Here is a 22,600-nt window from a genome sequence, read left to right on the forward strand (position 1 = left end):
TTCGTTGGAAGCATAGAGGAAGGGGACAAATCATTGCCAGTGAAGGTTCGCGTCGTGAAACACGTCTTTTTCCCACTAGGAGTTTCTTACCTTGCAGGTGATAATGGATGCCGGTGGCGAACTCGCTTTTCTTCAGTTGAAATCTTGTGTGAGGGTCGCAATGGAAGAGGTCTTTTTCCTGATGCTTGGCCTTGCGGCTTTGGCCGTGGTGTTTCTCGTGCCTATCGGTACCTACATCGTCGTGAAACGGCTGGAGCGGGAGCAGACTGACAGTTTTCGCTCGCTCCGTAACGAACTCAATAAGCTACGCAGCCAAGTAACGGATCTTCGCGGAGGTATAGCGCCTTCTACTACTGAACCGGCTACGCCGACACCACCCCCACCACCTCCGCCCGAGCCGACCCGATCAGAAGTGCCGGAGTCTCCTGGGCCGCTTGAGCCAGCGATGTGGGCATTCGAAAAGAAAGAAGTTGCAAAAGAAGAAGACCTCCCAGAAAAATCTACGCCTCAAGTACCGTATACAGAACTCGTGCGGGAACCGGTTCTGCCTCGAGAGCCAAGTCGTTTCGAGGTCGCGGCCAAGGAAACGTTGCACAAGATTTGGAACTGGATCATCGTCGGCGAAGAGCACGTACCGGCAGGAGTGTCGATGGAGTACGCCGTTGCGAGCCAATGGCTGTTGCGAGTCGGTGTGTTAGTGTTGGTCGTGGGAATCGGGTTTTTCCTCAAGTATTCCATCGAGCGCGGGTTACTCGGTCCCCAGGCGCGGGTTGCCCTCTCGGTGATCACGGGACTCGTGCTGCTTATCGTTGGTACGCGCATCCTTGGGAAAAAATATCATGTGCTCGGGCAGGGCCTGTTGGGAGCCGGGCTGGCCACACTTTATTTCAGTGTGTTCGCTGCCTCGAATCTTTTTCATCTGGTAGCCGCTACTCCGGCATTTGCGTTGATGGGAATGGTGACCGTGCTTGCCGGAGGGATCGCGGTTCGCTTTGACTCGATGCTGGTCGCGGTACTAGGTATCATCGGTGGCTATCTCACACCGGTTATGCTTTCGACTGGCGTAGTGAACTTCCCAGGCTTGTTCGGCTATGTGCTCATCTTGGGAATCGGCGTGTTAGGCATCTGCTATTGGAAGAACTGGCCGCTGGTCAACTATCTGAGTTTCTTCGCGACGTACATCTTGTTCTTTGCCTCGATGCTGAAATACGATAAATCCCACTTCTGGGAAGTGTTTCCCTTCATGATCGCTTTCTTCGTGCTCTTTTCTGCGATGACGGTGCTGTACAAGATCGTGCGGCATACCAAGTCGAATTTGCTTGACTTGATCGCCATGTTTATCAACGCGGGTGTATTCTTTGCCGTGGGATACAGGTTGATCGACGAAATGTACGGCCGCAAGTGGATAGCGGCACTCTCGCTGGGCCTCACGGCGTTTTACACGATTCACATTTACTACTTCCTCCGCCGCAAGCTGGTCGACCGCGAACTCTTAGTCTCTATGATCGGCCTGGCGACGTTTTTTTTGGCGATCACTATGCCACTCGTGCTTTCGCGCGAGTGGATCACCGCCAGTTGGGCGATCCAGGCGGTGGTATTGATGTGGGTGGCACAAAAGCTCGGCAGTAATTTCGTTCGTCAAGTGTCGCTCATCTTATTTGGCATCGTGTTGGCGAGGTTCTGTTTCTACGACCTGGGTAGGCAGTTCTCTGGCGGCGTTACCTCGACGGCCGACCTGCCACTCTCTGATTATCTCCGCGCGCTGGTCGAGCGGGTGATCGCGTTCGGAATTCCCATCGCTTCATTCGGCCTGGCCTACCGCATGTTGGAAAAACAACCTCCGCCATCGTCGGAGGCGTCTGTCATCACCTCCGCGAACGATATTGAACCTTGGCTCGGTGGTTCGGCAACACTCCGCATGTTGGTATTTGCAGCGTTCACGATGGCGTTTCTCTATCTGCATTTAGAACTCAACCGTACAATGGGGCATTTTTACGCTCCTGCGCGACTGCCGATTCTCACGATCCTTTGGATCGGGTTGTGTGGTTTCTTCTTGTTCGAGTACTCGCGCCGTGCAAACAATTTGCTTCTCGGGCTGCTGGGCATTGCCGTAGTAGGGGTCCTCTCAAAACTGTTCCTTTACGATCTACCTTCTTGGGGCGTGAACGATCGAATGCTCTACACGCATCCCTACTCCTTCCGCGACGCTTTAATGCGGTTGATCGATTTTGGGGCGATCATCGGTTTTCTTGGAGGAGCGTATGCGCTGATGGCCAAGCGTGGCTCGGGCGAACAGATTCGTAGCATCTTGGGATTTGCAAGCCTAGCGATGCTATTCATCTATCTCACCCTCGAGGTGAACAGCTACCTGTACCATCAATACGAAGGACTTCAGGCTGGCGGGGTTTCGATTCTCTGGGCGGTATTTGCCCTGGCACTCATCCTCCGCGGCATCGGCAAGAATCTTGTTGCGTTGCGCTATCTCGGCCTCGCACTGTTTACGATCGTGTCGTTCAAGGTTTTCTTTGTTGATATGGCACGACTCGATCAATTCTGGCGGATTGTGGCGTTTGGTGTTCTCGGAGTTTTGCTGATGGCCGGCTCGTTCGTGTATCTCAAGTACCGCGAGAATTTTGCAGTTGGCGATTCCACTGAAGAAAAGTCGGTCGACGATGAGAAGGAGGAAGTATGAGGAAGCGATGGCTTGCAGCGATGTTGGGTAGTTTACTGCTGGTAACTCCCGCAAGCGCCGAGAATCAACTCCGTTTCACAAAGCCAATTGAATTTGCTCCCTTGGAGACCGAAGAGTTGGTTGCCGCGCAGTTGGATAGCGACATCTATGCAGCCACCCGCGCCGGTTATCCCGATTTGCGAGTTCTAAAAGGTTCAGAGGAGGAAGCGGCATTTCTCGTGCGCAAGACAACGACCAAAGTAGGGCGTAAAGTAAAGCAGGTGTGGACAGCTGAAGACATTTCGCTGCATCCGCTCGATGATGGCGGGCTTGAGATCACGTTCCGCATTGATCTGGAGAAACATCCCGAGCAACCACAAGGGATTCGACTGATCACACCTCTGCGAAACTTTGAGCATCGTGTGCGGATCGAATCATCTGCCGATGGCAAGATCTGGCAGCCGCTCGTCGAGGACGGGCTCATTTTTGATTACTCCCAGTTCATGGACGTGCGAAATCTCTCGATCGAGCTTCCTACGTCTCAGGGCAAAGAGCGATCTTGGATCCGCATCACCATTGAGAATGTTACCCAAGAGCAGCAGTCACAGTTACTTGAGCTGTCGCGCAATCTGAGCGGCGACGAGGAAACTAGTCGCACCGAGCGGCAGACCATCAAGCGCCAGCCATTTCGCATCGATCGTATCGAACTTTGGCACGATGAAATGCGGCTCGACACAGTGCGAAACAAACGGGTGGTATACCCCCTCACAGTCGAGCGGATCGAGCAAGATTCCGAAGCACATGAGACGCTTGTTTATTTGAAGTCGCGTCGTGAGCCGCTTACTCGCTTGACCTTGGATACAGCGGACCGCAACTTCAGCCGCTCAGCGCGGGTAGAAGTGCGACGAGATATTAGTGAAAAAGAGTCGTGGCAAGCAATCGGCACAGCCAATCTCACGCATCTAGATTTTCGCAGCCTCAAGCGGAAGTCGCTCTCCATCAATTTTCCAGAGCATCGCGAAACCGAGTATCGCCTGGTAATCGAAAACCGCGACAGTCCTCCCTTAGGGGTGAAAAACGTCACTGCGCGGGGCAATGCGTATGAGGTGGTTTTCCTCGCGGCTCCGAAAGTTGATTATCGCCTGGCTTATGATAGCAAGACGCTAGACCCGCCGAACTTCGACACCGTGGCACTGAGCGCCTCGCTCAAGGAGGGTTTTGCTCCAGTGGATGCAACACTAGGTGAGGCAGTCGAGTCGGACGTCGCGCCTGAACCGGGCGAGCCACTGCTCAAGCGAATCTTGAACGACGGACCCGTGCTCACGGCGATCATCGCGGTGCTAGTGGTGTTGCTGGCAGTGGGATTGTACCGGGCGACTCGGAATCTGGATGGAGTAGGGGAGCCATAAGTATGAATACGCTAATCGCATTTACTTACAGCTCAGGCACCGGCTCTTCGGGCTCGATGTTCGTTCCTTCCCACTCGATTTCCCCATTTTCGTATTTGAGAATTCGATCTCGACTCCCAGGGGCATGCGGCGCGCTCTTTTTCGGTAACCACCGCTGAAGATCTGCCTTGATAGAATCGTACTCGGAGCGGTTTGCCAGATTCGTCCATTCGTTAGGATCTTTTTGCATGTTATACAGTTCTTCCGAGCCGTCGGCATAGATAATGTACCGCCATTTCTCTGAACGTACGCCGTGGTTGCCGGGGTTGTGGGTGGTGATGGCGGGGCGATCGCGCTTTGCGCTGGCATTCTTTAATTGAGGGACGAGGCTGACTCCTTCAAGCCCTTGCCTAGGTGGTAGACCGCAGAGTTCAACAAGGGTCGGATAGATGTCGAGCAATTCCACAGGCCGATTGCAAACGGCGTGGGGAGTAATCCCCGGTCCGGCGAAGATGAGCGGCACGCGTGTTGAACGATCCCAGAGCGAATTCTTGCCCGTGATAAGTTTTTCACCGAGGTGGAAGCCGTGGTCGGACCAAAGGACCACGATGGTATTCTCTGCAAAGGGACTTTCCTCCAGCGCCGTCAGCACCCGACCCACCTGGCTATCGACAAAGCTAGTGCAGGCTAGATAGGATCGGACTAAGTTTTTCCATTGGTCGTTTTCTTTCAGGAAACGCAATCGCGGCTCGGGCAAGCGCCAGTGCATGTACCAAGAGAAACGGGGCGTGTCTTTGCGGTCGTCGAGACGGACTTCTGGCAATTGGAGGGTTTCATCGGGATAGAGGTCAAACCATTTTTCGGTTGCATAGCAGGGTACATGCGGCAACGAAAAACCCACCGCCAGGAAGAAAGGTTGATCGTGCTTTACGTGTAACTGCTCAACACCCCAGCTGGCGACTTGCCAGTCTCCCTTGTCTTCGTCGCGGTGCGGGAACAGTCCCCAATCGACCAAGCGGTTAGGGGAGGGGGTGCTGACCAACTTCTCAGGTGGGAATGGGGCCAAGGAAGGAGGAGGTCTGATCTCATCGAACTCCAAACCGGGGGTACGTCCGTGGTTTCCATGATAAATCTTGCCTGCGGAATAGGTGCGATAACCGTGCTGCCGAAAATAACGCGGCAGGCTGACAATTTCAGCAAGCGAGGGGACGTCGCGATACCAGGGGGCGAGTCCATAGACACCGGTGGTTGAAGGGCGCAATCCCAGCAGCAAGCTCGTCCGAGAGGGATTGCAGAGTGGTGATTGGCAGTGAGCAGAAGTGAACAGCGTTCCGCGCGCCGCGAGTGCGTCCATATTCGGAGTCTTCACCTGCGGGTGCCCTTCGAGACAGCCAATCCAATCGTTGAGGTCGTCGATGGCGATGAACAGGACATTTGGCTTCATGTCGGCGAAGCTGGACAGTGTGGTAAACCAGGCAGCTGCAAGAATGGTGAACAACTGAAGGGGACGAATTTGTTCGGCAATATGAATCGACATCGAACTGCTGGGAGACGCAAGAAAAGGAAGGAATCGGAAAAGGACAATCCCAGCATTGTAGCGTGTTCGATGAGTTCTTGCTGCTTACTCTCACAAAGATAAGCTTAAACAGCAAAACGCCCACATCGTTTCCGATGTGGGCGTTGTCCAGGCATGGAGGCCTGTAATGATTGAGACAATCTTTCAGTTATGGCAGGATCACGGCGTCGATGACGTGAATAACGCCATTGGAGCACTCGATGTCGGTCTTCACGACATTTGCACCATCTATCATCACTTTGCCGCCATCAACTTTAATATCAACATCAGATCCTTGAACAGTCTTAGCATTCTGAAGTTTGACTACATCTGCGGCCATTACCTTACCGGGAACCACATGGTAAGTCAGGATACCAGTAAGCTTTTCTTTGCTCTCAGGTTTCAGTAGAGATTCGACGGTTCCGGCAGGCAATTTACTGAAAGCTTCATCAGTTGGAGCGAAGACGGTAAATGGACCGTCACCTTGCAGAGTCTCAACTAAACCGGCTGCTTGCAGTGCAGCGGCCAGCTTTGTGAACGATCCGGCATTCACAGCAGTGTCGACGATATCCATTTTAGCTTCTTTCGTATAAGCAACAGTCTGTACGTGGGTTGCTTGGGCAGTACTCTTAGAGCACTGCTCACCAGCGTTTACCAGTGATGGCGCAACCAATAGGGAGCAGGCAATAGTCGAGATAAGCGACTTTTTTAGGGAATACAACATGACACGTTCCTTTTAAAATATGGGTCTAGGGTTTACTTCAGTCTTTGATTGGACGATTGATGCGAATTATTCGCCCTGGTGGCCACCATCCGGATGGGCATTGTGGGTTTAAGCAGTCTGAGGTTCTCATCAAGAGCAACCAAACTTGCCAAGCCCGCAGTAAATTCGGTCAAATCGTTCTCTTGGATTTATACCGGAATGCTTTGGTCACGTCAACAGGCAATCGGCCAAACCGCCCAAAAATTCTTGCTTTTCCTGGGGAAATAACTTGTAGTTGTGCTTTTAAGTACGGGGTTTTCTTTGTGATGTTAAACTGGACAAGGTCCAGCCACCGTTCTATATTTCATCCTAATCGTTCATTTTGTCCGGCTTCTAGCCGTTGTCCAAGGAGTGTTTCGTTGACAAAACTTGTTACTCCAAAGCAAGTGGCGCAGGCCATCGGTGTAAGTGAATCATCTCTCAAGCGATGGTGCGACAAAGGCTTATTGGCGACGATTCGCACGGCTGGCGGTCATCGTCGTCTGGCTTTGGACGAGGTGTTTCAATTTCTGCGGCGATCGGAACAAGAACTTGTGCGGCCTGAACTGTTAGGGCTTCCTTCGAACACTGGGCGGGGAGAAATTGTCCTTACCAGAGCCCGCGAGCAAATCCGAGACGCCCTGGTCGCTGGAGACGAAGACAAGTGCCGGCGAATTGTTTTAGACCTTTATTTGGCAGGGCAGACGGTCTGCGAGATCTGTGATCGTGTGCTGGCTGAGGCGTTTCATGAAATAGGCGACCATTGGGAGTGCGGTGAAGTGTCCGTTTATCGCGAACGACGTGCTTGCGAGATTGGCTCAAGATTGTTGCACGAACTTCGTAGCTCAATGCCCAGCCCCTCCGCCGACGCACCTCAAGCTATAGGGGGGACCATGCATTCAGACCCGTATCGATTGCCGACCGCCATGATTGAAGTTGTTCTGCGCGAATTGGGCTGGCAAGCTACATCGCTGGGAGCAGAGTTACCGACCTCTACTTTTGTGGAGGCCCTCAACGACACGAAGCCTAAACTATTGTGGCTCACAGTTTCGTCAATCGAAACGCCTGCTAAGTTTGTGGAAGAGTATGCCGAGATTCATCGCGTTGCCGACGAAGTTGGCGCAGTGGTCGTAGTAGGTGGACGTGCCCTAAACTCAGAAATCAGGCAACAGATGGTGTACTCTGCTTTCTGCGATAATTTGCGTCACTTGGCTACTTTTGTTGACACATTGCAAGCTGGTGTCGGTCAGCAAAAAAATTGATAAAAGGGATACAGTGCTCATGCAATGCACAACAAGCAAGGATCACGCCATAGAGGTCTTCTACGACGGAGGATGTCCGTTGTGTCTTCGCGAAATTTCTATGTTGCAGCGTTGGGACAAGCGAAGCAAGATTCGATTTACTGATATCGATGCACCAACGTTCAAAGTGGATGAAGCTGGGAAAACCTACGAAGAACTTATGGCTAAAATGCATGCTAGGCTGCCCGACGGCACATGGCTGGAAGGGGTCGAGGTCTTTCGGCGACTGTATGAAGCGGTCGGTTTTAAGCGTCTCACTGCCCTGAGCCGTTTACCACTGGTGACTCAAGTCTTGGATCTTGGCTATTCGATCTTTGCACGGAATCGGCTCCGACTTACGGGCCGGTGCTCAACGCAAACATGCTCTGCAAAGCATTCAACTCCAACCTCTCTGTGATCGAGGGGAGTCTTCTTGTGAGCGAGCAGATTCTGATTTACCTCCATTTCGTTTCTACCCTCATCATGATTGGTATTATCTGGTTTGTTCAGGTTGTGCATTACCCGCTGATGGCCTACGTTGGAATCGGTCTTTTTTCGACTTACTCAAGACTGCATCAGAAACTTACTACTCTGGTTGTGGCTATTCCGATGCTTGCCGAACTATTTACTGCAGTCCTACTGCTTGTTTCGTTTCCTACAGTCAGAAGTTCCGCGGTTTTCTGGTCTGCGACAATCCTGCTGGGAATCATTTGGGTATCGACTATTTTCCGCCAGATGCCAATTCATCATTCGCTCTTGGCGGGTTATGACGAACAGCAAATACAACGCTTAGTCCGCACAAATTGGCTCCGTACCTTTGCTTGGAGCATTCGCGGTATTCTGGTCGGTGAACTTTGCTGGTCAATGACGGTTCAAGTCATGTAGAGTTTCCGTGACTCATAGATCGATTATTCACTCTCCCCCGTTTGCTCTTACTATGTCAACCATCGCGATACTCGGCGCCACAGGAACGATAGGCTCGGCACTGTCCAGACATTTGGTCGCCACTACGAATCAAGTCCTTTTGCTTGGAAGAGATCCTGACAAGCTAGCGGCACTCTCGGCAGAATTGGATCAGCCCTTTGCTGTGGTCGACTTCTCGGTATCGCAGAGCCTGGAACATGCCCTGGTAGAACACTCCGAGCATTGTGGGGGCTACCAAGGTCTAGTGAATTGCATCGGTTCTATGCTACTTAAACCGGCTCACTCCACCTCCGATGCGGAGTTCCGGGAAACGCTCGAAACTAACTTGTTTACAGCTTTTTCGACGATTCGCACGGGAGGCAAGTTGCTCCGCAAGAGTGGTGGGTCGATTGTCTTGTTTGCCTCGGCAGCGGCCGAGATTGGTATTCCCAACCACGAAGCAATTGCCGCCGCCAAGGGGGGAGTGATCGGCATGGCCCGCTCCGCCGCTGCAACCTATGCTTCTCATAAGATTCGGGTCAATGTCATTAGTCCCGGATTAGTGCAAACGCGGCTATCGAGGCAAATATGGGACACCCCTACGGCTGCCGCAGCTTCAACCGAAATGCACGCACTGGGCAGGCTCGGAGAAACACAAGATGTGGTGTCGCTCGCGGCGTGGCTTCTTGATCCACAGAATAGTTGGATCACGGGTCAAGTCATCGGCCTTGATGGGGGATTGTCAAGTCTACTGCCGAGACGTAGGCAGTCTACTTGATAATAACATTTATCTACGCATGTTGGGGCGGTGATTAGCAGAGCGTTCTTGGGAATCAAATTTTTTCTCGTGCGACAGTGGTGGATCAAGTGGAAAACCAACTAATTCTGCTAACTGGCGCAACCGGATACATTGGCGGCCGACTGCTGCCGCTCTTGGAACAACGAGGCTATCGAGTCCGCTGTCTCACGCGCCGACCTGAAACGCTCAAGGGGAGCGTGGCACCATCGACAGAAGTCGTTGCGGGAGATGTGCTTGATCCTGCGTCGCTTGTTGAGGCGTTGACGGGCGTCGACACGGCTCTCTATTTTATCCACTCGATGGGTGCCGATCGCGATTTTGAAACTCAAGATCGAATCGCAGCAGAGAACTTTGCACAGGCTGCGACAGCCGCTGGGGTTCGTCGGATCATCTATCTAGGAGGACTTGGTAGCTCTGATCACAACCTTTCAAAGCATCTGCGAAGTCGTCAGGAAACCGGCGATGTGTTACGCGCACACCATCGTCACGTCGTGGAGTTTCGCGCCTCAATAGTGATTGGCTCCGGCAGCTTGTCTTTCGAGATGATTCGCGCATTGGTAGAAAGGTTGCCTGTGATGATCTGTCCCCGCTGGGTTCAGGTGAAGGCGCAACCAATCGCCATAGAAGATCTATTGGAATATCTCTTGGCTTCGATTGCCGCTCCGTCGGGTTCACCTAAAATTTACGAGATCGGTGGTCCCAATCAAGTCTCTTACGGGCAACTCATGCAAGAGTATGCACGCCAGCGAGGACTGAAGCGTTGGATGATTCCCGTGCCCCTGCTGACGCCTTACTTGTCGAGTCTGTGGTTGGGATTGGTCACTCCGATATACGCCCGAGTCGGCCGCAAACTCGTCGAAAGCCTCCGGAATCCGACACTCATTTCGAACAACCTGGCGGAAACCACATTCTCCATTCGCCCCCGCACCGTCCGTGAGGCTATCGCTCGGGCATTGGTCAATGAAGATCGCGAATTTGCCGAAACAAGGTGGTCCGACGCCTACTCATCTGCCGGCGCTCCTCGTGTGTGGGGAGGAGAGCGCTTTGGTTCCAGGCTGGTCGATTCGCGAACGATCGTAGTAAGAGCTTCACCCAACCAAGCGTTTGCCCCGATTCGCCGCATTGGTGGTAGAACAGGTTGGTACTATGGCGATTGGTTGTGGTCGGTGCGAGGTTTTCTCGACCTACTGGTTGGAGGAGTCGGAGTGCGCCGCGGGCGCCGTGATCCGGAAAACATGCGGGTCGGCGATGCTCTCGATTTCTGGCGCGTAGAACTCTATGAGCCGCCTCATCGACTACGGCTGTGCGCTGAAATGAAACTCCCCGGCCGCGCTTGGCTGGAATTTGAAGTCACCCCTTGCGAGCGAGGGAGCCAAATTCGCCAAACGGCGATTTTCGATCCCCTGGGGATCCTGGGCCTAGCTTACTGGTACGGAATCTACCCGCTGCATCAAATCGTGTTTGCCGGGATGCTAAGGAACATCGGTCATGCGGCGGAACAGGTCGATACGAAGCCAGATCTACGAGAAGAATTGAGCCAAACAAGCGAGGCTCTATTCTCGAAATAATCTCCGGCCAAGTTTTCTTCGACCGAGGCTGGCAATTCTCTTGCATGGATCGTTGTCATGATTCTGCTGGGTCAATAGAATTGGATCTCAAAAAGTTGAACAGAAAACTTGGGAGATAATCTTCATGGACAACGCGATTATCGTCGTATCTGGTCTCCCGCGCTCCGGTACTTCGTTGCTGATGCAGATGCTAGATCGGGGTGGGGTCGGTCTGGTTACCGACGAACAACGGCTTGCCGACGAAGACAATCCCAAGGGCTATTGTGAGTACGAGCCCGTCAAACGTCTGCAACAGGATTCCAGTTGGCTCTCAGATTGTCAGGGCAAAGCGGTTAAAGTCATTTCTCAATTGCTTTTCTCACTTCCTGCGACGGAGAATTATGCAATTATCTTGATGCAGCGAGATCTGGAAGAAGTATTGGATTCGCAAGACAAGATGCTCGCGCGGCAAGGTCGTGCCGGAGCCGCACGTGAGATTCTTCGGAAAGCTTTTGCATCGCATTTACAAAAGCTTGAGCAATGGCTACCTGCGCAGAAAAATCTCAAGGTTCTCCGTCTGGACTACGCAGAATTGGTAACCGATCCACTCTCTGCCGCGATGGAGCTCAACGAGTTTCTCGGCGGCCACCTAGACGCTACCGCCATGTCTGCGGCAGTGGATCCCCAGCTCTATCGCAACCGACGCGACTCCTCTTGATCGGCGACATATCGGGAACAGGTTCTCACTTCCCTACTCAAGGTGCCGTTTGCGATTGTTCCGCATCGTTTGCTGATTGATCTGTCCCTCGACTCAGGCGAGCCTCGGGACAGTGAGGTTCCCTCTTACGAGTTTAACTATTTCACAGGATTTCGCGTCGCAAGCAGGATCCCCGAGCCAAGCTCGATGCTATTCGGTGCTTGTGTCAGTTTAGGCTTACTTCTGTTGAGGAGCTAGACACTCCATCCGACCCCATAGTAGGTAACCAATACTTAAGTTAGTATTGAGCTGGGCAAAATGTAGAGTAGCTAGAGGTTACGGCTCTGTTTCAGAAACAATTTAGTCCACCTCGTGGTCGCCCACTTGCAAAAAGAATCGGTACGACACCGCTGTGCTGTCTATTGTGTTTGCGAACTCTGCGATTCGGTTGAGGGCGGTAAGCTCTTCTTCAATCCTACTACGGTCTGCGATCAAGCCCTCTGCTACAACAACATTGCGACGAGTTGCTGCAATCTCGTTTTCGGTTCTCGTAATGGCCATAGCTTTTTGCGCCACCTTCACGGAATCTGGCACTTTGACTCCATTTAGTATGCTAGTTGTTTCAGTTCGGCGAATCTGTGCTAGCTGAGAAGTAAGTTGCGAAAGGTACGACTTCAATTGTACGATGGAGTTGGCTGCGTTTTCTGCCGCATTAGCAAGTCTCTCGATTTCTCTGCGAAGCTTCTTCCCCCTAGCTACAGACAGTATTTCTTCATCGCCAGAAGGGAGTGCAAATCCATGCGTAACGTCAATGGCGGCTGTCTTTCCCCTCTTTAGCATGACAAATTTGGTTGCTATAGGATCTTGAGTGCTGTACCACAGCAAAGCTTCTTCCCTTGGAGCTAGCACGTATGTTTCCGCGCCTTTAGTTCTGTCTATCGGTAATCTCCCGAAGCTCAGCAACTCAAATCGCACGAACTCAATCGGCGGTGGCGGTTCCAGATTGCATGCGATTCGTTGCACAGTATCTGTAAGGTCAAACCTGAGCGGCTCAACAGAGATCGGCGCACGCAAAGCAACCGCCCTGCTAGATTCGCTGGCTGTTATTTCCAAGAGAGAATTGGTGAGTGCAGTCACTGCGTCTTCTGGTGGTGATTCAGACCAACTAAGCTTGAGTGATTCATTTCCCACTTCCAGCTGTGCAATCGCCTCAGGTGCAGCGTCATCGTCTGTCTGCCACAATATCGAACTGTCGACTAGGGTTAGCGCCGGATCATTCGTTACCAACTCAATAGATGCATGTTCTGGTACAGAAAACATAGCCGAGGGAGTCGATAAAGATACATCGGGCAGGTCTACGAAATCTGGCAGTTCGGAGAATGGATTGATCGCTTTTTTGGGCGGCGGCGGCTCAGGCTCTCTTACAAAAGGCTGTGCCGGTGTTGGTGTTGGTGTTGGAGTTTCCCTGCGAGGTGTTTTGCTTCGCGACTCTTGTTTGACCGGCGGCTGTTCTCGGACGGCCACTCTCTTTTCGACTCGCTGCTGTGGTTTAGGGGCAAGAAGACCGCCTCTTGTGAGTAACACATACCCAAGGAAAAAGGGACCTGCGATGACAGCTAGTTGCAGACAAATCTTCATCAGCATCGCTGGCCAAGGAACTTTGCTTCGTTTTCTGACATGATCAGTTGCACTAAAACGATCAACTACCAGGGGGACACTAAGCTCTTCCACTGCGTCGGGTGTTGTAAAAATTTGCTTGCATGCAGGGCAGCGAATTTGCCTCCCTGAGGATTCGTTGAGAACCCGAAGGCCGCGTTTACAATGTGGGCAAGCAAGCTCAAAAGACATTCAGACCTCCCCAGATCGAGCTGATATTCCTGTACTTGAATGATGTAGTCTAATCAAACAAATTGGCGAACGCAAAAGGCGACGCGTTCCGTGGTTTGAGCCACAGGCAGTGCTGTCCCTTCACCTTGGTAGGGAGGCCCGTGTGATAGCTCTCGCCATATTTTCGCTGATTTCTATTCGTAATGGTCGTATAACCTTTCAGACAAAAAACATTGGACGGAGTGCATGGAGCTTCATTTAGCTCTCTATTCCATATTCCCCAAACACCACCCTATTGAAAAACAATAGGCCCACCCCCATTTACCAGGCTCCTAACTATGCGATTTGATGCGTGATGCTTAACGACAAATAGCCCTAGAAAGCCCTAGGATGACCTCTTGCCTTACCAATCTCTACGAATTCATTCCGTACTGTCTTCAATCGGAGTGGTCCAAAACTCTCAACAGCGGTATCCCCGTAGAGCCTTCGTAAGGGTTTCATGGCTTGTCGATAGGAATCTAACTCTTTTGTAGTATTACCATCCAACTCTAGATAATATCTTTCAGCGTGTTGCCAAAAAGCAGCTAGAAGATCGTCAATCGTATTGGACACTTCTTCAGTTGCTGGCAATCTACGTCCATTGGTGAGCCATTCAGCAGTGAGGCGGTCATATTCGACATTGCTAACCTTGCTACCGTAAGGGCCTAGGTAGAAGTCTTTCCCACAGAGAGTGACGATTGCCTGTCCAGAAGCCTTATGGCGACGATATTTAGGCAAAGAATTAACAAGCTTAGGCACGATGCATCTCCTTTCTTTAGGATCAAAACGGTATGTACCGTTTATTTCCAAGGATTAAGAGCTGCACTGCCAACGTAGGCAGGTAACGTAAAAGCTTGTTTCAGCAGAGTTTAAGGCGAGGGTGGCTGATGGGATTCGAACCCACGACCTTCGGAATCACAATCCGACGTTCTAACCAACTGAACTACAGCCACCGTAAGCAGAATCTAAAGATCCTACTGCGGAACTTACGGGTGGTCAACCAATTAATGAGAACCAGCTATGAATGTCCAATTTCCAACGTCCAATGCCCAAATCTATTGATACCATGATTCAATGGGCATTGGTCATTGAGAATTGCTGATTCTATCTCGAACGGGCGTACCGCACAGCCAGGGTCAACAGGCTGCCGGCGAGCATTCCACAGACAAAAAGTAGTAGGCCGGTGGGCATTTCCTGGGGGGTTACATGAGCGAGCAGCGACAACATAAAGAGTTCTCCTGAGAATAATTGGTTCAGTTAGTTTGAAGAATTAAAACCCTTGTAGGGGATCGTTTCTTGATTGCCACAAAAAACACAAAAATGCACAAAAAGGTCTATGAAATTCCGGATCGAGATTAGGTCTTTCTTTGTGGCTATTGGATTTAGATGTAAGCGAACTTTGTGTTCTCTACTATTCTTTTCTATCCTCGCCGGACAGGCTCATGAGGTATTCATGATACTGCTTGTCCAGCTCGGCGAAACTTTGGCCGGTGACTTCCTGGAGCGTAGTCGGTTTGTCGCGGCCTGCATAGACGAGCTGAAGATATTTGAGCAGTGGTTCACGGTAAATTCCGTCCTGGTAGTGCATGAAAAAGGTGGCCAGACCGGCCGACTGACTGTAGAGCTGGGCAATGTCCGTGCGGCGCTGCAGGTCGGTGGTACCCAGCTTACACAGCTCTGCTAGCGGGACGTAGTACTCGTCGATGATCGCTCGCTGATAGGCGGCGGGGAGTCTACCCGCCTGGGGCGTGCCAATGGTGTAGGCATGCTTCCCCTCGGCGAGGCGCACGGGGCTTAGTGATTCAAAGTAGCAGGCGATTCCCTCGACGATCCAGGCGTTTGAAAGACCGCCGACATTGCGGGCCGCCGGGGCCGATTCTTGAAAGAACTGATGCACGGCCTCGTGGGTGATCGTGCCAGGATCTTGATCTTCTCCGGCGAAAAAATGCGTCGCGCGACTCGTATCAAAATAGATACCGAGGGTCATTCCGATTCGTGGTTGCTGGCGCAGCAAGGTATCGTTGTATTCGCCACGGGTGCGATAGTAGACGACCTGGAACGGCTTGCTCCGGTAACTACGCGACGACTTGCCTTCAAAACGTTTCTTGAGATCGGCCGCGTCGATAAAAAATCCGCCGCAGAGTTGCAGCCAGACCTGGTAGGTTTCTTCGAGCCGAGTGGCTAGTGCGACTGCAGACTCGGGGCTATCGTTGGTAGTCACTTGAAAATGGTCGGTGCGAATCCGCCAACCGTCGTCGATCTTTGCATGGCGGAGGGCATCTGCTTCGGCACTGATCCACTTTTGGCCGAGTGGGCGATCACCAGCTTCGTAACGGGATAGATCATCAGCCTCGACCCAGCCGAACTCGTGATTCCAAATCTTGCCCGCTTCCAACTGCCGCAGGGCAAATGCCCCTGCCCAAGTGTCGTTGTAGCGTTCGTAGCCAAGTACCCGACGAGCGTCGGCATGATTGGGGGCGAACATCAACGTGCGAGCAGTCCACCGCAGGGCCGCCCCGACATCTCCCTCATCGCAAAACTTATGAGCCCGAGCAAAGCTGGTAGTCGCACTGCGGCGGTCGTCAGCGGTGACATTTCCAGGCGAGCCATTCGCTGAGTAAAGGTCAGGCACCGAGAAGAGCACCTCCCCCGTGGCGAGAGATGGCATGTCGGCGAGGGCCGATTCAGCGTATGCATCTGCCGCAATGAATATGCAGAGCACAACAACGGCAAATTGGTCAAACAGTTTCAGCACGGCGTTTCGTCAGGAAGCTGGGTAATATGGAAGTACCTCCTATTATACCATCCAGAGAGTCGTATCGATGACATGTTGGTCAGCTTGGTCATATTGGTCAACTTGGCCGCGCATTTTTCTCGACCAAGTTGGCCCCTTTTTGGAGTAGGCACTTCTCCAAATTGACTTTGTCAGGGCAACGTCAGAACTGCACACGGTTTGTTCCGGTCTACAGTTCTTTGCTCAGCTAGTCCGCAATGGCGGCATCAAACGCCACATTGGATGGGGCAAAGTCAAGTCGCTTAACAAACTCGCAAGCTTCCCGGGCGCCATGCTCGCGGTTTATGCGGGCGACTTCCCATTCGACTCTCAAGGGGCCTTCATAGTGGATGTCGTTCAAGGCGAGGAGGGTTTCTTCGCGATTGCTAGGAAGGGCTGAGAATTGCTCCAGACGCAATGAAGACGAATTTGTGTGACCCCGTAGGACTAGCTCGTACTTCCCACGAGTGCATGGTCCGGCACGATTGACGATTCGGTGGATCGGATTTCAGGTGAGTGTTCTTTCCACCAAGTGGCAGAGTCAGTCGAAGTCCACTGATTCTGGATATCGCTTGAGGTGAGGGCGTCAGAGAGACTTTGCGTGTCGGGAAAACGATCTTCGGGGCGCTTCTCAAGTGCGCGCATCACGGTGGCTGCCAGCTCTGATGGAACTTGGTGGTTGAGTTCGACAAGAGGTCGAGGGGTTTCATAGAGGTGGGCAGCCAAGACTTGCACCTGCGTCCGCTCGCCAAAGGGAGGGCTGCCTGTGAGTGCGAAGTATGCTACTGCGCCTAGACTATAGACATCGCTACGGGCATCGAGTTCCTTATGGCCACTTGCCTGCTCGGGGGACATGTAAGCGGGAGTGCCTGCGATCATGCCTTCGATCGTAAGCGACTCCCCGTCTCCTGAATCGATATCGCGGACTAAGCCAAAGTCCAGTACCTTGACAACATCCGATACGCCACCCCGTTGGCAAACAATGAGGTTTGCAGGTTTGATGTCACGGTGGATCAGTCCAATCGCATGCGCTTCTGAGAGGGCCGCGCAGGCTTGGCGAAGTAGGTGACTTGCCCGAGCCGGTGGCAACGGACCAAAGGATCGCACCATATCTTCCAAATTCCATCCAGGCAAGTATTCCATGGCATAGTAGAACGTACCATCGGCGGCGATACCGTAGTCGTAAATTGATACGGTATTCCAATGTTTGAGTCTGGCAGTGGATTGTACCTCACGTTTGAAACGGCGGAGAGCGGCAGGGTCGCCGGCCCGCTCGGGGCGAATGATTTTCACCGCGCAGGGCTGTTTGAGTAGCACATGTTCGGCGAGATAAACCTCGCCCATGCCCCCCGAGCCAAGACGCTCACGGAGCCGATATTGGCCAAGTCGTCTGGCGATAAAAGCCTCCCGTTGCAGCACATTGATACGGTGACACCCGTATGTGGCACACGCAATACCGACTCCCATCCACATGGAGACCCAGACGAATCCCTGAAGGTAGGCGATACGGTGCAACAACCATACATCGGGTGACAACGGCAGACCGAGAACCAGCAACACAAGGGGGACCATTCCGATGGCAAGAGTGACAATGAAGCAACGTCTTCCAGTATTCGGGATTAGAATTCCATATCCTGTGATCGACGGAAAATAAAATAAGACCATTGTGTGAAAGAAGTAGGCGGAATCATGGTCCGGCGTCGCTAGACTTCGCAAGAGATCTCCCTGCAACCACGTTAGATCAAAAAGGACGAAAGTTGTTTGCAAGATGGGACATAGAAATAAAATCGCTTCAATGGTGCGTAGCAGAGGAACTGGGAGCAACTTGCGATGAAAGAGAAGAAATAGGGCAATACTTGCGACAATTGCCAAGACCGCCCAGACACTTGCCATATGAATCGGATAGTAAGGCCAACGCCCCATATGCCAAACCGTGCGAAGTTGAGTGCCAGCCATCAGGTACATGAGAGTCAGTAATATGCTCAAGAACCTCAAGCGTTTCTGAAGCATCGTGTGGAGCTCTACTGTGCCCCGAAAGCTGTTGCTGGCAACTAGGCGCTGAACAACTTTCATATCAGAAGTAGCGCGCGCATTACGTTCATCCCGTGGCGAATCCCTTTCTACTCTTTCAGTCGAATAGCTTTGAGGATTAGTAAGTGAACTGGGGTCGTTCTTGATCGAGGTTAAATCAACAGATAGGAATTGCCCGTCCGCTTCCAAATCTTCATCAACCTCAAATAACAACCCTAGTGATCCTGATAACTCAGGAAATCGCGCTAAGTATTCATCGCGAGTTGGGAAATCGCCTCGCTCGCGGCGTAGAAGCACTTCGTTGTAAAGCAGGTCGAGTACGGCCTCAGAATCGCCTCGAAGATCGTAGCAGCGAACAAGATACTCTTCTACAGGCTCTTGCGATCCATTGCGCCATCGCATCCGCTGCTCGGCCAGAGTGGATTCTAGGAGACGCTTTCGGCTATTCAACGCATCACTATTAAGAAACGATCCGGGCTCACCGTTCACAGCTCGTCCTCAATGCCAAGTTCCTGAGCCACACGATCGATCGCCCGCGTCAACTTCATTCGCAACGCATCAGGCGATCCGCCAATTTCGTTCGCAACGCTTGCCCAGTCGTGTCCTTGCTGGCGCATGTCCACGAGCACTCGTTCCTCAGGCGATAAACCTCGGTGAACATTTTCGAGAATCTCACGGGCAGCGACTTCTCGACTCGGTGTTACGCCGGACCCCACAAGTTGCCGGTCGTCAGGAATCAGACTGGTTCTGCGTCGATCACGTCGTTGAGCTTGTTCACGGCGAAACTGGCCTGCCAATTTGCTGCGGGCCATTGTGGCCAGCAACTTTACCAGTTGCTCGGGAGTGTCGAGCGAATACTGACCCAAATTCATCCGTACAAAAAAACTTGCCAGCACCGACTGACAGATGTCGGTGGACTCAAGCAATGCCGTGAGCGGTGCGTTGGCAAGCCGGAGCCGCACAATCCGACGGATTGTTGGTTCGTAGATGTGGACCAACTGGGCGGCAGCATCCTGGTCACCGGAGCGCACGCGCACTAGCAATTCGCCAAAGGCAAGCGGTGAATCCATGGAACTCCACAAGCGTCGGAGGCTGGGCCAAATGGGTAAGAACCCTCAGTCTACCTAGGGCCATGAAGGGTGCCTACGTAGGCGAGAAGATGACGGTCGCAAAAAATCTAGAATTTCTGTTCGGTTTCTCCGCCAACCGCAGTCTGTAGGTGAGCAGTCACCTGGGGTTGGCATCCAATTTTGCTTCATCGAATTGCCGCCTCCTGCTGTGACGCTTCACTAACCCCTTTACTTTCAACAGGTTACCTCTATTCAAGACAGAAGAAAACCAAAAGGAAACAAGCAATGTCCCCCCCAGTCTTCCTCCAGACACCAAATCCCACCTCCACCCAGCCTAATTTCGCTTTAGTACTTTTGACGCTGACGCTGGCCATTTCGCATTGCCACCAAATGACAGAAGCTACTACTTTCTATCGAACTACTGGCGGAGGACCTTTTCGCCAAGCCTCCTTGTGGAGTCCCTATTTTCCACCGACGTTTTTTGGGCCCGGCAATGCCGCCGACGTCGTACGGTTCAATCTCGGCACGAATCCGAATACTCCCTATGTAATGACGAATGTGACGGGTGAGAACAACCGCTTGCTGGTGGGCAATGATTCTTTAGTCCTCGAGATCGACCAGTATAAGTTAACCAATAGCGCGGGCGAGATTAGCCTAAACATGGGTCTTGCCGCGACTGATATTTCCCTTGTCTCACTTGAGGGAACGACAGATTCTCAAATGACAACAAGATCCACAGTGATTGCTGATGTATCCGGTAGCAGTGCGACGTTGGATGTTCATGATATTCAATTCAATAGCGGCCTCACCATTGTGGGGTATCGAGGGAATGGTACGCTGGCAATTAACGACGGTGCGCACGTCACTACGAGCCAAACTTACATTGCTGATTTACCCAATGCCGTCGGTTCGCTTTTCGTCGATGGGAATGGTTCCCACTTAACCTCGGGCGAACTCGAGGTTGGAGTTGCTGGAACAGGCTATTTCAACTTGTACAACGGTGGCCAAGCAATATCATCGAGTGCCTCGATCGGGAAATACGCCGATTCACTAGGGGTCGCAAGTTCCACGGACATCGGCACAGAGTGGATAATTTCAAATCTACTGGAGGTCGGTTCCCACGGCAAAGGCAACTTGAACGTCTACAATGGTGGTCATGTCACCGCCGCACGGAGTGCCGTTGGAATCTACCCAGATGGAATGGGTACTGTTTCGGTGAGCAAACCGGACTCCCTCTGGACGATTGCCGGGACGCTCTCAATCGGGGGAGACTCCTACTATGGACATACGCAGGGGCACGGCAAAGTGAACATAACCAACCAAGGCAAGATCGATGTTGGCGGAACGACGACGATTTACGCAGGTGGCGAACTCAATCTTTACAGCGGTTTGTTCACCGCACCAGCGATTGCTTTGCAAGGTGGTATATTTAATTGGACCGGTGGCACACTCACCGTTGAAATGATCAACGGAAATGTGACCAATACGAACGGTATCTTGGCTCCAGGCAATGTGACCGGCAGTACAACTATTGCCGGAAGTTATACACAATCAGCCGGTGGTAAAATGGCGATCGACCTCGGCGGAATTTCAGCGGGTTCCAGCTACGATTCCATCGGTGTTGCTGGTTCGGCAATTCTCGGTGGGACACTCGAGCTCAATCTAGCCAATGGATTCAGGCCTGAAGCCACCAATACCTTTTCCGTTTTCAACGCCGTGGGTGGACTTATCGGTGTCTTCAATAACATCGGCAGTGGCCAGCGACTGACACTTGGGAATGGTGCCGGCTCGTTCTTAGTAAATTATGGCGTTACCAGCACTTTTGATCCCAATCAGGTTGTGCTTTCGAATTTCCTTCCTACCTATTCGGCCGACTTCGACCTGGACGGAGACGTGGACTCCGCAGACTTGCTGATCTGGCAGAATTCGTTCGGAGTCAATGCCCTGGCCGATGCCGATGGAGACGGCGATAGTGATGGACGAGACTTCCTAGCGTGGCAGCGGCAAATCAGTAGCGGCGTTAGTGCCTCGATCATTGCGTCCGGATCGATTAGCAGCGCTATCCCCGAGCCCAGCACTTTGCTACTCTTTGCCTTTGCGGCGATGGGAGTCGTCCACCGCCGTGATAGTATCCTCAAAAAGGTACTACTCTGATGAATATCGAGATTATCGGTGGGGGAATCGGTGGGCTTACGCTAGCCGCAACGCTAGAAAGGGTTGGCCTTGAGTATTCACTATTCGAGCAAAGCCCCAATTTGCGAACCACAGGATTCGCTATCACAATCCACTCAAATGCGCTCCATGCGTTGAGATCCATCGGGTTGGAAGAAGCGATACGAAACAAGGGCAACGCGATCTCGTGCTTGAGAATTGCGACGCCGAGAGGTCGCGTGCTCTCAGAAATGCATTCCGACATGATCGCGCTGCACCGTGCTGACCTGCAGGCGACGCTTGCTTCTGCTGTGCCAGCGACGCGATTGCATTTTGATGCGCGGATCGTAGAGTCGGAGAAAATGACTTGGATCGCTGCAGCCGAGGGAGTTCATTCTCTGTTCCGGCAGGCCGTCGTGGGAGATGAACTTCCGCCTCGTAGTGCGGGCTACACGGCGTGGCGAGGGATGAGCTCCCCCGGCGCAATAGAAATCCCAGTATCAATGCAAACAACGGCCGTCGAGTTCTGGGGAACAGGGATGCGATTTGGAATTGTCCCACTTTTGAATCGACAAGTCTATTGGTTTGCCGTTCTACAAGAGGATGTCGCATCGCAAGCCTGCGCGACGGATAGTAAAAGCTTTCTCTCCACCCAATTCAGCGATTGGCAGTCGCCGATTTTAGACCTTATTGATACCACCTCAGACGACACCATCTTAAAAACACCGATTTACGACCGACTACCGATTAAGAGCTGGTACAGAGAGCGCATCCTGTTGTTAGGAGACGCTGCCCATCCGATGACACCAAACCTGGGTCAGGGAGGATGCCAAGCGATCGAAGACGCGGTCGTGTTGGGTTATCTCTTCGGTGCCTGTCGCGATGGACGACTTACCGAATCATCCCTAGGAAGTTGCTATGAATCACTTCGAAAACCGCGCGTTGATCGCATCGTCAAGCAATCCTATCGAGTCGGCATGTTGGGCAATCTTAACAACCCTTTGCTAACAAGAATAAGGAACTTGGCTATGATTCTCACACCGGAGACACTCCATCAACGGAGTATGCGTGAGTTGCTGACATTCACAGAGCCATTCGTCTGTTATTAAATTCAAGTGGTGCGATAC

The 22,600-nt window shown here is 52.3% G+C and carries 19 protein-coding genes and 1 tRNA gene; 10 read left to right on the forward strand and 10 right to left on the reverse strand.

Features of this window, described 5'->3' with window-relative positions; translation table 11 throughout:
* Positions 1–160: 160 nt before the first annotated feature.
* Positions 161–2,692 (forward strand): DUF2339 domain-containing protein, encoded by a 2,532-nt coding sequence (locus Pla144_RS05740; RefSeq protein WP_197530404.1) that lies wholly within the window; start codon positions 161–163, stop codon positions 2,690–2,692.
* Positions 2,689–4,080, forward strand: a complete 1,392-nt coding sequence (locus tag Pla144_RS05745; RefSeq protein WP_146448670.1) for a DUF3999 family protein — start codon at positions 2,689–2,691, stop codon at positions 4,078–4,080. Before Pla144_RS05740 ends, Pla144_RS05745 begins: the two co-directional genes overlap by 4 nt.
* A 25-nt stretch (positions 4,081–4,105) precedes the next feature.
* On the opposite strand, the gene Pla144_RS05750 is transcribed toward Pla144_RS05745, so the two are convergent.
* Positions 4,106–5,596 carry a sulfatase gene (locus Pla144_RS05750; RefSeq protein ID WP_231936183.1) on the reverse strand — a complete coding sequence of 497 codons (1,491 nt, stop codon included), beginning with the start codon at positions 5,594–5,596 and terminating at the stop codon, positions 4,106–4,108.
* 187 nt (positions 5,597–5,783) lie between these two features.
* Positions 5,784–6,338, reverse strand: coding sequence for a fasciclin domain-containing protein (locus Pla144_RS05755; RefSeq protein WP_146448673.1), 555 nt, complete (start codon positions 6,336–6,338; stop codon positions 5,784–5,786).
* 398 nt (positions 6,339–6,736) lie between these two features.
* Here Pla144_RS05755 and Pla144_RS05760 point away from each other — a divergent pair, with 398 nt between their 5' ends.
* The 6 genes from Pla144_RS05760 (at position 6,737) to Pla144_RS05785 (ending at position 11,603) form a co-directional block, all read left to right on the forward strand.
* Positions 6,737–7,618: a MerR family transcriptional regulator gene (locus Pla144_RS05760; RefSeq protein ID WP_146448675.1), complete on the forward strand. Its 882-nt coding sequence runs from the start codon at positions 6,737–6,739 to the stop codon at positions 7,616–7,618.
* Between the two features lie 19 nt (positions 7,619–7,637).
* On the forward strand, positions 7,638–8,054 hold the full coding sequence (locus Pla144_RS05765; protein ID WP_146448677.1) for a thiol-disulfide oxidoreductase DCC family protein: 417 nt from the start codon (positions 7,638–7,640) through the stop codon (positions 8,052–8,054).
* Between the two features lie 17 nt (positions 8,055–8,071).
* Positions 8,072–8,521 carry a hypothetical protein gene (locus Pla144_RS05770; protein WP_146448679.1) on the forward strand — a complete coding sequence of 150 codons (450 nt, stop codon included), beginning with the start codon at positions 8,072–8,074 and terminating at the stop codon, positions 8,519–8,521.
* A gap of 7 nt (positions 8,522–8,528) precedes the next feature.
* A complete protein-coding gene (locus tag Pla144_RS05775; protein WP_231936185.1) occupies positions 8,529–9,317 on the forward strand; it encodes an SDR family NAD(P)-dependent oxidoreductase in 789 nt (262 codons plus the stop codon).
* A gap of 89 nt (positions 9,318–9,406) precedes the next feature.
* Positions 9,407–10,906: an SDR family oxidoreductase gene (locus Pla144_RS05780; RefSeq protein WP_146448684.1), complete on the forward strand. Its 1,500-nt coding sequence runs from the start codon at positions 9,407–9,409 to the stop codon at positions 10,904–10,906.
* A gap of 124 nt (positions 10,907–11,030) precedes the next feature.
* On the forward strand, positions 11,031–11,603 hold the full coding sequence (locus Pla144_RS05785) for a sulfotransferase domain-containing protein (RefSeq protein WP_197530405.1): 573 nt from the start codon (positions 11,031–11,033) through the stop codon (positions 11,601–11,603).
* 339 nt (positions 11,604–11,942) lie between these two features.
* Here the strand turns inward: Pla144_RS05785 and Pla144_RS05790 are convergent, their stop codons facing one another.
* The 8 genes from Pla144_RS05790 to Pla144_RS05820 all read right to left on the reverse strand — a co-directional run bounded on the left by Pla144_RS05790 (position 11,943) and on the right by Pla144_RS05820 (position 19,322).
* On the reverse strand, positions 11,943–13,220 hold the full coding sequence (locus Pla144_RS05790) for a hypothetical protein (RefSeq protein WP_146448689.1): 1,278 nt from the start codon (positions 13,218–13,220) through the stop codon (positions 11,943–11,945).
* A gap of 564 nt (positions 13,221–13,784) precedes the next feature.
* Positions 13,785–14,207 (reverse strand): hypothetical protein, encoded by a 423-nt coding sequence (locus Pla144_RS05795; RefSeq protein ID WP_146448691.1) that lies wholly within the window; start codon positions 14,205–14,207, stop codon positions 13,785–13,787.
* Between the two features lie 120 nt (positions 14,208–14,327).
* Positions 14,328–14,401 (reverse strand) — tRNA-His (locus Pla144_RS05800).
* A 151-nt stretch (positions 14,402–14,552) separates the two neighbouring features.
* Positions 14,553–14,675 carry a hypothetical protein gene (locus Pla144_RS25285; RefSeq protein ID WP_261342310.1) on the reverse strand — a complete coding sequence of 41 codons (123 nt, stop codon included), beginning with the start codon at positions 14,673–14,675 and terminating at the stop codon, positions 14,553–14,555.
* A gap of 184 nt (positions 14,676–14,859) precedes the next feature.
* A complete protein-coding gene (locus Pla144_RS05805) occupies positions 14,860–16,203 on the reverse strand; it encodes a DUF1570 domain-containing protein (RefSeq protein WP_146448694.1) in 1,344 nt (447 codons plus the stop codon).
* A 226-nt stretch (positions 16,204–16,429) separates the two neighbouring features.
* Entirely contained in the window at positions 16,430–16,582 is a 153-nt protein-coding gene (locus tag Pla144_RS25020) for a hypothetical protein (RefSeq protein WP_231936187.1), read from the reverse strand.
* Between the two features lie 86 nt (positions 16,583–16,668).
* Positions 16,669–18,741, reverse strand: coding sequence for a serine/threonine protein kinase (locus tag Pla144_RS05815; protein ID WP_146448699.1), 2,073 nt, complete (start codon positions 18,739–18,741; stop codon positions 16,669–16,671).
* Positions 18,738–19,322 carry an RNA polymerase sigma factor gene (locus Pla144_RS05820; RefSeq protein ID WP_146448701.1) on the reverse strand — a complete coding sequence of 195 codons (585 nt, stop codon included), beginning with the start codon at positions 19,320–19,322 and terminating at the stop codon, positions 18,738–18,740. The genes Pla144_RS05815 and Pla144_RS05820 overlap by 4 nt, the downstream gene beginning before the upstream one ends.
* 285 nt (positions 19,323–19,607) lie before the next feature.
* Here Pla144_RS05820 and Pla144_RS05825 point away from each other — a divergent pair, with 285 nt between their 5' ends.
* Both Pla144_RS05825 and Pla144_RS05830 read left to right on the forward strand, forming a co-directional pair.
* Positions 19,608–21,476 (forward strand): PEP-CTERM sorting domain-containing protein, encoded by a 1,869-nt coding sequence (locus Pla144_RS05825; RefSeq protein WP_146448704.1) that lies wholly within the window; start codon positions 19,608–19,610, stop codon positions 21,474–21,476.
* Entirely contained in the window at positions 21,476–22,582 is a 1,107-nt protein-coding gene (locus tag Pla144_RS05830; RefSeq protein WP_146448706.1) for an FAD-dependent monooxygenase, read from the forward strand. The genes Pla144_RS05825 and Pla144_RS05830 overlap by 1 nt, the downstream gene beginning before the upstream one ends.
* Positions 22,583–22,600 lie beyond the last annotated feature (18 nt).

It is taken from the genome of Bythopirellula polymerisocia (assembly GCF_007860015.1).
Lineage (GTDB): Bacteria > Planctomycetota > Planctomycetia > Pirellulales > Lacipirellulaceae > Bythopirellula > Bythopirellula polymerisocia.